At 47.1% G+C, this 13,184-nt stretch carries 10 protein-coding genes; 4 read left to right on the forward strand and 6 right to left on the reverse strand.

Features of this window, described 5'->3' with window-relative positions; genetic code table 11:
• Positions 1 to 106: 106 nt before the first annotated feature.
• Positions 107 to 994 (reverse strand): flagellar hook-basal body protein, encoded by an 888-nt coding sequence (locus BM613_RS07375; RefSeq protein WP_109430534.1) that lies wholly within the window; start codon positions 992 to 994, stop codon positions 107 to 109.
• A 259-nt stretch (positions 995 to 1,253) separates the two neighbouring features.
• Here BM613_RS07375 and hemQ point away from each other — a divergent pair, with 259 nt between their 5' ends.
• The gene (gene hemQ / locus BM613_RS07380) at positions 1,254 to 2,003 is read left to right on the forward strand and encodes a hydrogen peroxide-dependent heme synthase (RefSeq protein WP_109430535.1); all 750 of its coding nucleotides are present in this window, start codon (positions 1,254 to 1,256) and stop codon (positions 2,001 to 2,003) included.
• 71 nt (positions 2,004 to 2,074) lie between these two features.
• Here the strand turns inward: hemQ and BM613_RS07385 are convergent, their stop codons facing one another.
• Positions 2,075 to 4,495 carry a transglycosylase domain-containing protein gene (locus BM613_RS07385; protein ID WP_109430536.1) on the reverse strand — a complete coding sequence of 807 codons (2,421 nt, stop codon included), beginning with the start codon at positions 4,493 to 4,495 and terminating at the stop codon, positions 2,075 to 2,077.
• A 273-nt stretch (positions 4,496 to 4,768) separates the two neighbouring features.
• Between BM613_RS07385 and BM613_RS07390 the strand changes: the two genes are divergently transcribed.
• Entirely contained in the window at positions 4,769 to 6,214 is a 1,446-nt protein-coding gene (locus BM613_RS07390; protein WP_181362954.1) for a cation:proton antiporter, read from the forward strand.
• A 122-nt stretch (positions 6,215 to 6,336) separates the two neighbouring features.
• The gene (locus BM613_RS07395) at positions 6,337 to 7,137 is read left to right on the forward strand and encodes a C39 family peptidase (protein ID WP_109430538.1); all 801 of its coding nucleotides are present in this window, start codon (positions 6,337 to 6,339) and stop codon (positions 7,135 to 7,137) included.
• 11 nt (positions 7,138 to 7,148) lie between these two features.
• On the opposite strand, the gene cobT is transcribed toward BM613_RS07395, so the two are convergent.
• The 4 genes from cobT to BM613_RS07420 are packed head-to-tail and all read right to left on the reverse strand — an operon-like array spanning position 7,149 to position 11,013.
• On the reverse strand, positions 7,149 to 9,002 hold the full coding sequence (gene cobT, locus BM613_RS15735) for a nicotinate-nucleotide--dimethylbenzimidazole phosphoribosyltransferase (protein ID WP_342767159.1): 1,854 nt from the start codon (positions 9,000 to 9,002) through the stop codon (positions 7,149 to 7,151).
• Between the two features lie 40 nt (positions 9,003 to 9,042).
• Positions 9,043 to 9,654: a histidine phosphatase family protein gene (locus BM613_RS07410; protein WP_109430539.1), complete on the reverse strand. Its 612-nt coding sequence runs from the start codon at positions 9,652 to 9,654 to the stop codon at positions 9,043 to 9,045.
• Positions 9,655 to 9,662: 8 nt separating this feature from the next.
• Positions 9,663 to 10,427: an adenosylcobinamide-GDP ribazoletransferase gene (cobS, locus tag BM613_RS07415; protein ID WP_181362955.1), complete on the reverse strand. Its 765-nt coding sequence runs from the start codon at positions 10,425 to 10,427 to the stop codon at positions 9,663 to 9,665.
• 4 nt (positions 10,428 to 10,431) lie between these two features.
• Positions 10,432 to 11,013, reverse strand: a complete 582-nt coding sequence (locus tag BM613_RS07420; RefSeq protein WP_181362956.1) for a bifunctional adenosylcobinamide kinase/adenosylcobinamide-phosphate guanylyltransferase — start codon at positions 11,011 to 11,013, stop codon at positions 10,432 to 10,434.
• 587 nt (positions 11,014 to 11,600) lie between these two features.
• Here BM613_RS07420 and BM613_RS07425 point away from each other — a divergent pair.
• Positions 11,601 to 13,175, forward strand: coding sequence for an APC family permease (locus BM613_RS07425; RefSeq protein ID WP_109430542.1), 1,575 nt, complete (start codon positions 11,601 to 11,603; stop codon positions 13,173 to 13,175).
• Positions 13,176 to 13,184 lie beyond the last annotated feature (9 nt).

Raw genomic sequence — 13,184 nt, forward strand, 5'->3', positions numbered from 1 at the left:
AACGGTAGGTTTGTCGCCAACCCCCGTTCGGGACTTACACCCTAAAGATTCCGCCCATGCCGGGCGTACAACAAAAAGAGCATGCCTCTAACCTGCAATCAAATAACTATACCTGCTGCAACATAAATTGATCCATCTGATTTTCTGTGTTAATTACTTTTGAGTTAGACTCATAGCCTGTTTGTGCCACGATCATATTACTCATCTCTTTGGTTAAATTCACGTTCGATCCTTCAAGCGCACCTTGCTGAATACTCCCATAAATCCCCGTTGCACCGTATCCATACTGTGGTGCGCCACCAGCAGTACTCGCTGACGAAGATAAATACAAACTACCTCCCGCCTTCACTAGACCCTCTTCATTAGGAACCGTGACGAGTGGGAGATAATAGTAGTTATTACTTCCCCCTGCCGTCGAGTTGTTTACTGTAACAAGACCATTTGGAGCAATCGTATAATTTCCAACTGTTCCCGTTGCCCCAGGTTCAAATACATTGACTGCTGTTAAAGTTGGCACTGTGGACGACGGTGCTGGTTGGCTGGGTGGGGTCGTACCAGACGGTTCTGCAACACCCATCAGATAATACCCATTAGGATTTACTAAATATCCGTTGGAATCTACGTGAAATGAGCCAGCCCGCGTATAATATAATTGTCCTCCATTGGTACTTGGACTGACAATAAAAAATCCGCTGCCATTTATGGCAAGATCACTAGGACCCCCCGTATTTTGCAGCGATCCCTCTGCAAAATTTGACGTAATTGCAGCTACCTGTGTACCCAAGCCGACTTGTACTGGATTCGTACCCCCAATACCGCTTGTTCCATTTCCAGCTGACCCGCCATTCAAAGTTTGACTAAGAAGATCTTCAAATGTTGTTGACGCAGATTTATACCCTACGGTGTTTACGTTGGCAATATTATTCCCAATTACATCCATCATTTGTTGAAATGCGTTCATCCCTGAAGTTGCAGAGTCTAACGCGATCGGCATGCACAATCCTCGCCTTCTAAAAATCTATGTAAAATACCCGAACCGCCTATAAAAAGTGCGTAATCTATCTGAACAGTAGCACAAGAATTTTGGAGAGTCAATGCATGTTTCGCCAATTTCCGACAAAATTCAACGGACACATGCCGCAATTTGTCATCTTTCACCGTGCGCTTTGCATTGATTCTCCCCTGCCCATGCGGTACGCTTAGTTTAGTTTGTACAGACCGCAAGGTCGTTGCCCCAAAGGAGAGATACTACAATGGCTGAACCTACACTTACGATTGAAGGTTGGTATGCACTGCACGATTTTCGTACGATGAACTGGGCTGCATGGAAAGCGGCAACTCCACAAGAGCGTGAAGCAGCTTTACTAGACCTGTTTGACTATACAAAGACCTTACGAACCCGCGATCAAGCGAGGACGAGTGGATTTGGCGTCTACAAAATAGCGGGCCACAAAGCAGATTTACTGTTTGTCCATTTTGTACCGACTCTCCCCGATGCAATAGATATGGAAGTTGGCCTTGACAAAACACGCTTTGCACAGTTTATGAGCAAACCTTATTCTTATCTTTCGATTGTCGAACTTAGTAACTATTTATCTAAACCAGACCTTGCGCCAGAACAAGATCCCGAGTTACTGCCACGATTGCATCCGGAGATAGGCGCAATGGCCGATTACATTTGCTTTTATCCAATGAACAAGCGTCGCATGGGCGATGAGAATTGGTATATGTTAAAGATGGAGCAGCGTGTGCAGTTGATGCGCAGTCACGGCATGATTGGGCGCAAATACGCTGGAAAAGTCACTCAGATTATCACTGGTTCCATGGGATTAGACGATTGGGAGTGGGGAGTAACCCTTTATTCAGCAGATCCACTCACGTTTAAGAAACTCGTGTACGAAATGCGCTTTGATGAAGTAAGTGCTCGTTATGGAGAGTTTGGATCATTCTATGTAGGACAAGTCATGGACGATACAGCAATATCCGCTTACCTTCGCGTCTAATCGCAAATCACGTAAAGAGGGAGTCGCTTCTCGTACATGAAGCGACTCCCTCTTTACGTGATCCGATTCTGCTAACCTGTACTAGTCGTCGTACCCGTAGTATTTGTACTAGGGGATGTGCCAGAACCCCCACGATCCTGCCCTTGGCTGCTACCAAGACCTGGAGGTGGACCGTTGCTTCCACTTGGCGTAGAACTTGCTGGCGGACTACTGCTTGCCCCCCCAGTTCCAGCTGGTGTCCCCGTTCCCGAACCTTGCGTACTGGTAGGCGGATTCGTTGTTGTCCCGCTGCCAGTTGAAGTACCTGGGCTCGTCTGACTCGTTCCAGGAATTGTGACAGTCAGTGTGCCGCCATTCCCTTGACTGGAGCCAGCCCCCGTGGTTGACGTTGTAGGAGCATTTGGATTGGGTGCAGGAGTAGAAGACGTACCACTTTGCGAACTGTTTGGTGTCGTCCCAGTTGTGTTCTTTCCTTTATTCCCGGATTTCGCAGTTTTACTTTCAGGAACCACGCCAGGAAAATCAGGCCCTGCAGCCGGCGCAACCCCAAATGAAGCACCTGTTGGCGGCAATCCTTGACTAATGATCGCAGAAAACACGCGCGGTGGATAACCACTAGACCACTGCGGCAAACTATTCGCCAACGACGTGTCTGGGTAACCCTCCCACACAGCGCCAACGACGTTTGGTGTGAAAGCCGCAACCCACAAGTCACTATCCGTATGTGATGTGTTCGTATAAGCGACTGATCCTGTTTTCCCTGCAACTTCATGTCCAGGTGCCGCTGCTCCAGCAACGATCCCATTCACGACGTTGTTGCGCAAAAGAGCGACCATCTGCATCGCTGTTGACGGCGACATCACAGTCACTGGCTGAGGCTGATACTGATAAATCACTTGACCTTGCGAGTTTACAATGCGATCTATTGCGTGTGCAGGCATTCGCACGCCATTATTGTCAAATGGACAATAGGCATCCGCAAGTGTTAAGGGTGAAATTCCTGGATGAATGTTCCCAAGAGCAATCGTCAAGTTCTGATTGGCTGGATTCGATAGATTAATTCCAGCTTTCTCGGCAAAATCAATCCCCGTTTGAATGCCGATTTTATCGAGCAACCACACAGCAGGTGCATTCCACGACTCTGCAAGAGCCCAGCGCAGAGTCACATAGCCATTTGCAGTAGGATGTGGTTCCCAGTCACTTACCGTGTAACTGCCAAACGTTAATTGATTATTTTTCCCATCTTTTAATGCAGACCCGGCATTCCATTGACCCGTTTGAAGCGCTGGCCCGTAGACCACAAGTGGTTTCATTGCAGAACCAGGAGAGCGCTGTGTAGCGACTGCGTAATTGAATCCACGATAGGTGTACTGATTTTGCCGCCCCCCGACCATTGCCATGATCCCCCCTGTATGAGGATCAATAAACGTCGCCGCGCCTTGGATTTCTTCTGTGGCTGTCGAGAGAGGCGTGGGATAATAGGCGGGATCGTTAATCACGTTATACGTCGCCATCTGTAACTGCGGATCGAGTGACGTATAGATTTTCACTCCGCCTTGCGAGAGCATTTGTGTGCTTAAATGCAATTGATTTAATTCCTGATATAAAAAGTCCCGATAATAATCATACTGCGGTGGAATTCCGGACAAATTATTCGTACTCGGATGCAATTCCAATGGCGCCTTTTGCGCTTGGACCATCTTTGCATACGAGATATAATGTTGCTCTTCCATCCGCTGTAACACTTCATTGCGCCGCTGCAGCGCAAGTTTAGGATTTACAAGCGGATCATAAAGTGATGGCGCTTGCGGCAAGCCCGCTAACAAAGCAGATTGGGGCAAGGTCATACGATCCATCTGATTGGGCTTTAAACTGAAGTAGGTATAAGCTGCTTGCGCAATCCCTGTCGCCCCATTGCCAAAGTACACATGGTTAAAATACATGTCGAGAATTTGATTTTTACTGTACTCGCGGGAGATTTGAATAGCGAGCAGCAATTCTTCCAACTTATATCCAATCGTTTTGTTGTCATTGAGATACACAAACTTCGCCAACTGCTGTGTAATTGTACTCGCTCCCTGTCCCGTATCCATATGCAAAAGATCGTGCAGGGCAGCCCGAAAATAGCCTTTGATACTAAATCCAAAATTATGGTAAAAGCCTGCATCTTCCGTCGCGATGAGTGCCTGTTGCAAATTAAGCGGGATCTCCTTTAGTGGAACTTGCAAAATACCCGCTGGTTGAATCTTAAATGCAAGCTGTCCATAGCGATCGAACACTTCTGTCGGCGTACTCGACTGATCCAGTTGCGCCAGATTGACCCTTGGCGTAGCAAAAAACCAGACAAAGCCTACAACCAACGCTGCGAATACAAGCGCGCTAAAGCTGCCGATCCAAGCAAACTTTACCCATCCCGGCACACGCTTTTGCGACCTTCTAGCTTCTGATCTTGAAGCGGAGCGTTTGGTTGCTGCCTTCCCCTTTTTATCCATGCCTATCCTCCCTCTACTGCTGGCGACGTTAACATTGTAATAGAGGTCTCATAGTTGTGCAAAGTTTCAGGGCAGATTGTCACCGGAACGCCAAATCTTGCAACCACTTTCTTGCACTCCTACGCTACAGTCACATATCGCAAAGCGAATTTCGATACAATAAATCGGAAAACTGTGGAGCCAAATACATGGTGGTCTTATCCATATGCTCATAGTAACATGATAGAACAAGCTCACTGCGAATCGCGATTCACAGTGTAAGGAGTGGACAACTTGTACAATACTTATTATTCACTGCTATTTGTCACTGTTATCGCATTTCTCTCCCCTTGGGCGTCGTATCGTTTGACACGCGGCCTCGTCCCAGCCATTGTCGTAGAGATTTTGCTGGGAATTCTCGTTGGTCCAAGTGGATTTCACCTAACGCAAACTACCACCTATGTGAACTTTCTTTCTAATCTCGCCTTCTCATATCTCATGTTCTTATCCGGCCTAGAGATCGACTTTGATCTCATTTTGCAGCGTGGAAATCGCAATGAACGCCCCCCTTGGCTCAAGGGCATCTTATTTTTCATAACAGCCATGGCCGCATCCGGAGTCATTGCCTATAGCTTGTACGGGGCACATCTTGTTCAGCATCCACTCTTTCTCACATTTATCTTGAGCACAACCTCAATTGGGATTGTAACCCCCGCATTAAAGGAAAAAGGTTGGTTGCTTGTCCCATACGGTCAAGAAATTCTCGTTTACGCTTTACTTGCTGACATTATGACACTTATTTTTGTTGCAGCCTATACCACTTGGCACACTTCTGGAAATGCCGCAAGCGTCTTACTTGTCCTTGTCCTGCTGTTCATTTTCGTCGCGGTCTACCGCATTTTGAAAGCGGTCAAAGGCGTTCGGATGTTTTCAGTAGTCGAAAATGCAACGAGTGAGCTTGGTTTGCGTGGTTCATTTGCCCTTATCCTGGTCTTTCTCGCACTCGCACAATTACTCGGTACTCAAGTTGTCGTCGGAGCTTTTTTGGCTGGCGCCATCATCAGCTTACTATCGGAAAAACACTCGGAACTCACGCAAAAGCTAAACTCTATTGGCTATGGTTTTTTTCTACCCATCTTTTTTGTCAACGTCGGACTAACCTTTAACCTGTCTTCTTTGATTGGAAACCTCTATTTCTGGTTAAGTCTCGCAATCGTCTTTATCGGTATGTATGCCAATAAAATGGTTGCGACACTCTGGTGGATGAAAGGATTTACCCCAAAGCAACGCACAGCTGCCGGTTTTTTGCTCGGCTCACAATTGAGCTTGACCATTGTAGCAAGTAAGCTAGGTCAACAAATCGGCGTCCTTCCTGCTGGACTTGCCAACGGCCTCATCTTACTTTCAATTATCACCTGTCTCATCTCACCTGGAGTCTTTACGCGACTTGTCGGAACACAAACGCGTATCAAACATCCGAAAAACAATGCCTCGCTACCAGCCGATTTTCTACCAGAAGGGTGGATTATCGACCAAATTGAGATCCTATCCCCGCGCCTTAGCCACACTCCGATGCGAAGACTTTTGTTGCCACACGATGTACTCTTTATCTCTATTGAAAGAGGGGAAGAAAAGATCATTCCACGCGGACATACAATACTTGAGCAGTTTGACGTCGTTCACTTGATGGGCTCTACCTCTTCAATTGAGCGATTGCGCAACAGATTTAAAAGTGGATGACGAACAAAACCGCATAAATCTTTGCGCAACGAGTCAACTCGTGTAAAATAGACCCTATAAAAATTCTGGTTTTTTATGGAGGGGAATGGTGGGCAAGGTCTGTCCATACTTGCCCAAGCGGCATGTTCCATTGGTTAAAACACTATGTTCGAATTCAAATTGCAGTCGCAATTTTAAGCAGTCTGTTCCTATTGATTGCTCCACTGCCTTCAAAAAGTGATCACATCGTTGCAAACCCGGTATACGCCCGTACAAAGGCACGACAACTACTGCTCCAAACAGCACCCAAAAGCCCATCCATAAAACACAATATCCTTCTACACGCACCGATCCTTGGACAATTACCTCAGCTTGAAAACGGCTGTGAAGTCACGAGTCTCGCTATGTTACTCCAATATGAACATATTTCAGTAAGCAGTACAACTCTTGCAAAGCAGATTGCGCGCGATCCCACGCCGCTTGTCATCAATCAGAATGGACATATTGCAAGTTGGGGGGACCCAAATGACGGATTTGTTGGAAGCATCACGGGACGCAAACCCGGGTTTGGTGTTTTCCATCATCCCATTGCGCTCTTGTTAGCACGCTATGAGCCTCATCAAGCACTTGATTTAACGGGTACGAACTGGGATACACTATTGCAAGTCGTAAAAAGCGGACGCCCAGTCATTGCGTGGACCACAATTTACTTGGCGCCCGTGACAAACTTTGTGACATGGAACAGCCCATCCGGACCTATTCACACCACACTTTTTGAACATGCAGTACTACTCGTGGGGTATAACGATACACAGGTGTTTATCAACAACCCCTTAACTGACTCTTTTCAGTCTGTTCCGATGGCTGCTTTTCGGGAAAGTTGGATTCAAATGGGCCGGCAAGCAGTCACCATCGCGCCACAAGGAGAGCCGCTGACTAAATAAAGCTGCATCTGTTACCCGCGATTTCCCCACTGATTCTGATAGAGCACCTCTGTAAATGGGACTCGCTCACGCCACCCTGACGTTTTTAAGATGGGCTGTTGCGGCCATTCATCTGTGTAGCCAAGCGTTAATAATCCCACTGGCGTCACATGCGGTGGAATGCGCAGGATCTCCTGAATATCTGGTTTCTGATAAATGCTCACCCACCCGAGTGCAATATTTTCAGCGCGTGCCGCAAGCCACATATTTTCAATCGCGCAAGACACGGAAAATAGATCTGTCTCAGGAATCGAATTGCGTCCCAACACATGACTCCCACCCCGAGTCGGATCATTCGTTACACATATCGTTAGCGGGGCTTCCAAAATCCCTTCCACTTTTAGGCGCAAATACTCGTCGCGTTTTCGATCTGGAAAATGCAGCGAAGCTGCAATTCGTTCTCGTTCTACTACATTGCGCAACTGTTGTTTGAGTTTGTGATCGCGAATCACAATAAAATTCCACGGTTGCATAAAGCCTACTGAAGGCCCGTGATGGCCTGCATTCAAAATGCGCAACAACGCATCCTCAGGAAGTTCTTTGGGCACAAAGCGTCGGATATCGCGACGCAGATAGATTGCTTTATAAACAGCTGCTCGTTCTGCTTCGGAAAAAAACAACTCCTCTTCTGTGTATTGCAGCCCTGGTTCTTCTTGTGAAAAACTTGATGATTTCCCGGGCAAAGTCATTCCATCATCACGCTGCTCCTCAACATTGTGCACATGTTTTGCCGAGATCGCACTTGCTAGATGGGAATCAAAACGCTCTGTCGCCACACTTGCTTCTTCAAATGTAGCCATTTCTTTCATCGCCCGTGCAGCACCCTGCAGCGTTAAAAGCGCAGTCACTGCCCCTGATGCTTCTCCAAGGCGCATACCAAGATCAAGAACTGGACGCAATCCGAGCAGACGCAGCGCAAGCGCATGTCCAGGTTCAGGCGAGCGATGCGCAGCAATCACATACTGACTGACGCGCGGCTCAAATTTTGCTGCGATGAGTACAGCGACCGTACTGATCAGACCATCGGCCAAAATGACCGCACGATTCGCAGCCGCACCTAGAGCTACCCCCGCAAGTCCGATAATTTCTAACCCGCCAAGCTTACAGAGCACATCTAAAGGTTCTTGCGCCTTTGGTTGATGCAAATCCAATGCACGCGCAATCACGGATATCTTGCGTGCGAGTGCCGTATCATCAATCCCCGTTCCTCTACCGACGACATCTGCGACTTCCACTCCAGAAAAGGCACACAAAAGCGCGGAACTCACAGCCGTGTTGCCAATTCCCATTTCACCTAAAGCGATGACGCGCTCCCCGCCTATAGCAACCGCCTCACCAACTTCCACTCCTATGGCTAACGCCTGCCATACTTCTTCAGTTGTAAGTGCCTGTTCATGGCAAAAATTCCTTGTGCCTGCACGAACTTTTTTGTGAATTAAGAAGGGGTGATCGATTGTTCCCTTGACACCAATATCCACAACATGCACCTGTGCCTGTGCTTGGCGCGCAAGTGCGTTAACAGCTGCCTGCCCACGCAAAAAATTCATGACCATCTGAGCTGTAACGTCCGCTGGATAAGCCGATACGCCCTCTTCTACCACCCCGTGATCACCCGCCATAATGACGACATGCGCCTGATCAAAGCGCGCGATTGGCGTGCCCTGAATGCCAGCTGCTTGAATCAACCAGGTTTCGAATTGGCCTAAACTACCTTTTGGTTTCGTGAGGGAATCTAAACGCTTGGCCGCTGCTTCCATTGCCTTATCATCAAGGCGAGAAATGCGGTTTAGCGCGCGATCAACTAAACGCCGATATGGACTGCTCACAATAAAATCCCTCCAGTGAATGAATCCACTCCATCATGTTCTATTGCATCCCGAATGTGGACAGTATGGTTAAACGTCCAGTGACAGATACAGAACTGCGCACCCCCATCCCATGAGCAATACCAAAATCAAAGTGACGCAAAGGATCGCCGAATTGCAAGTCGGCAAACAAGAGGCGCAAAGGCCCACCATGACTTACGACAACACGCGTTCCCAAAGGTTCCTCCTGAATCTCCTTAACAAGCATGTAATAGAAGTGGCGCACGCGACGCAAAACGTCCAAGCCTGATTCCCCCTTAGGAGGTCGATTATGTAACAAATCTCCATAAAACGCTGTCGCTTCATCAGGGAAATTTTCCATTATATCTGGATACCGCATGCCCTCAAATACCCCAAAATCCATTTCTCGCAATTCCGGAACAAACGTCACGCGCGACTGATGGTCAGCTGCAATGCACGCCGCAAATTTTGCCACACGGGGCAAATCACTACCATAAACTGCAACAATCCGTTCCCTATGCAACGCTTTTAATAAACGCTGCTCTTGCTGAAGCCCAACCTCTGTGAGTGGCGAATCTGCATGTCCAAGATATCTTTGCTCTTGGTTTGCAAGCGTTTGTGCATGTCGAATCCAAATGACCTGTGTCGTCATTTTTCACCTCAAAACGGCCGACTTGCAGTTGCAAGCGCCAATAAAACTTCAAGTAATTCTATTGCAGCGCCAAATGTATCCCCTGTCATACCGCCAATGCGGCGATCACAAGTCCGAATAAAACGCAGCAGGACAAGTGCCCCGAGAAGCACACCGAGCAATCCGGTTTTCCCTAACAATCCGACAACAACAAGCACAGCTATCCCATTTGTTGTAAAGATGATACTCCCTCTTGTCTTTTGCATCGCTCGCGCACCAAGCCCATCAGTCCGTGCAGGACGCGTAAAACGCAGGAGCAACAACAACACAGAGCGCGAAAAAAACGGTGTGACAAAGAGTAATGAAACAAACAGCAGCAGTGGCAACGATTGATAAACCGCGATGCGCAACAGTAAATCAACGCCAAACGCCATCACGCCCATCGCACCCACGCGACTATCTTTCATAATCGCTAAAACGTCCTCTTTTGAACGATAGCTTAACAGACCATCAGCCGTATCCATTAATCCATCGATATGTAGCCCCCCCGTCAGATACAGTTGCGATCCAACGACGAGAGTTGCCACCAACAATGAAGAGGAAAAAAAGATATGTGCGACAACAGCGAGAAGTGCATACGCCCCGCCAAGCATCACACCTACAACGGGAAAATAGGCATAACTGCGATCGACATCCGCTGGTTCCACGTCGCGAAGGCTTGGAACGGGAAATCGCGATAAAAATTGAATGGCTAAAATAAATGCCTTTGCTTGGACATACGCGCGATTTAACATAAGATCACCGCGGCATAGGCCATATTTCACAGCATGGCGACAAATCTCCATTGCGCTTTAAGGCAAGTGCAATTCCAGACATCAACCAAGTTACATCTGTTGCCATTTCAGCAAAATGCGCGTTGACACGGCCTAATGCATCCCGATAAACACGAGCACTTTCATATAATGGAACAATTCCCATGCCCACCTCAGTTGTAACGACAACTACAGGAAATGGGTACCGCTTAATCTCTTCGATTAGTTGCATTCCCGCATCAAATAACATTGCCTCGCTACTCGTGTCACCCAAATCATAACTAAGGGTACCTAAATACGTCGAGAGACAGTCAATAAGCAAGACGCCATGCTCTCGTTCATCTAATGCAGCTAAGTTCTCATGCAGATGCCTTGGAAATTCACAAAGCAAAAATTCGCGAGCTCGCGCCTCCTGATGCCTTGCGATGCGCGCTTCCATTTCTGCATCGAGTGCGATGCCCGTGGCGATATATGTAACTGGAACTTGTAGCCGCTCTGCAGTCGCTAAAGCTACTCGCTCTGCATAAGCCGTTTTACCACTGCGTGCCCCACCGATAACTAGGTGCATAAGATGTCTCCTTCCTCTAGTCAGTACACCTCCAAATGACAAAATGACAACCTTTGGCTGCGTACAAAAAAACCAACTGCTCATACGCAGCTGGCCAACTGACCAAATATTTTGCTTGACCCGATGCGGACTCACACACTGTCTCAAAGTATAGCGATATTCTTGCAAGATGTCGAGGTGATCACAAATTCCCGATAAGTTTCCTCACAATTATTCAACACACGAAAAGATTTCTATGCTATTATGACCATTGTACCGAATTGAAGACTATGCTCAACAATCTGAAAGTTTCAAGGATTGATGCATTGATTCATTCCGTACAGTTCCATTTTAGTGAGGAGGTGCAAACTAATCGAAACCGAGTTGAATGAATATTTAATTCATTCTATTTACTGTTATTTCTAAATTGCCTCTGAAGTAGGCCAAGCATTGTAAAATCACTTCGTAGTAACGTCATTTTACTTGATGTATACAGCTTCTGTGTGAAGTAGAAGTTAAAGAATTTTAAATGTTGAACATCTTACTCGGCACTGCGCCTGTGTATCGTCACTGTATTCTAGATCTTTTGATAATAGAGGAGGTTCTACATGAAAATTCCTGGAATGAAAAAAGAGTTGACGTTAGTTGACTTAACATTCGCCTCTGTTGGAGGCATTATTGGGTCGGGCTGGATCTTAGCTTCCCAAACGGCAACTCAAATCGCCGGTCCCGCGGCTATCATTTCCTGGATCATTGGCGGCATTGCGATTTTATTGTTAGGTCTTGTTTATACCGAACTTGGTGCCATGATCCCAGAAGCTGGGGCTGCCGTGCGATATCCGCAATATTCACACGGAAGTTTTGTAAGTTTTATCATGGCATGGGCGGGTTGGCTAACCTGGGTCACAGTTGCTCCTGCGGAAGCTGAAGCAGTGATTCAGCTTGCGAATGCATATATTCCTGGACTATACAATTCATCGACAAGTCTTCTCACTCCGGTAGGTCTCTTGTTATCTGCCTTGTTGATCCTCGTATTTTTCTTAATCAACTACTATGGAGTAAAATGGTTTGCTCGCGCAAACACTGCCTTGACTTGGTTTAAATTTATTGTGCCGCTTGGTACAGCCCTGATTTTCCTTTTTGGCGCACATCACTTTAGCAACTATACTTCCCAGGGTTTTGCTAGCAATGGATTTTCCAATGTCTTTCTCGCTATCGGCACTTCCGGTATTGTTTTTTCCTTTCTTGGGTTTAGACAAGCCATTGAGCTTGCTGGGGAAGCAAAAAATGCTTCGCGCGATGTTCCCCGCGCAGTCGTTTTATCCATCCTCATCGGTATTGTGGTTTATGCTGGATTGCAAGCAGCTTTTGTTGCTGGAGTTCCAACTGCAGATTTAGCAAAAGGCTGGGGAAACGTGAGCTTCGACAATCCTTGGGTGCGCCTAGCGATTACGATGAATCTAGGCTGGTTAGCCATGTTGCTTAAAATTGACGGGTGGCTCTCTCCAAGCGGGACTGGACTTGTCTATACGGCTTCCACAGGAAGAGGACTATTTGCGATGGCGGAGAATCGTTACATGTGGGCTTGGCTTGCGAAGCTCAACAAATCTGGTGTCCCTGCTAACGCCATGCTCGTCAACATGATTGTTGGAATTATCACCCTATTCCCATCTCAAGGTTGGTCGCACATTATCGGATTTATCTCCGTCACTGGAGTGTTCAGCTATCTGATCGGCCCGATTTCTGCAGCGACGTTTCGCAAAACTGCACCTGATCTGCCGCGTCCCGTCTATCTAAAGAGCATGCCAATCGTAGCGCCGATTGCATTTATTATGTCTGGCTTGATCGTGTATTGGTCAGGATGGAATACTGATAAATATGCGCTGTTTGCTATCATCATCGGACTCTTGATTTATGCTGGGTTCTTTAAAGTAAGTGGTTTTACAACGAAAGATCTAGTTCAGGGTACTTGGTTAGTCGTATACATCGCCGCCCTTTTAATCATCTCTTATTTTGGAGATAAAAACTTCGGCGGAACGGGTGCTCTCTCCTTCCCAATGGATATCGTAGTCATCGCAATCGTATCACTGGTCTGTTATTACTGGGGAGTTGCCTCTGGATTTGAGACAAAGGATCTAAAAGAGCTGAAAGTCAAACTTCAAGACGAGTCCACCGTGGCTTGACAATCAAAT

This window comes from Sulfoacidibacillus thermotolerans (assembly GCF_003144315.1).
Classification (GTDB): domain Bacteria; phylum Bacillota; class Bacilli; order Alicyclobacillales; family SLC66; genus Sulfoacidibacillus; species Sulfoacidibacillus thermotolerans.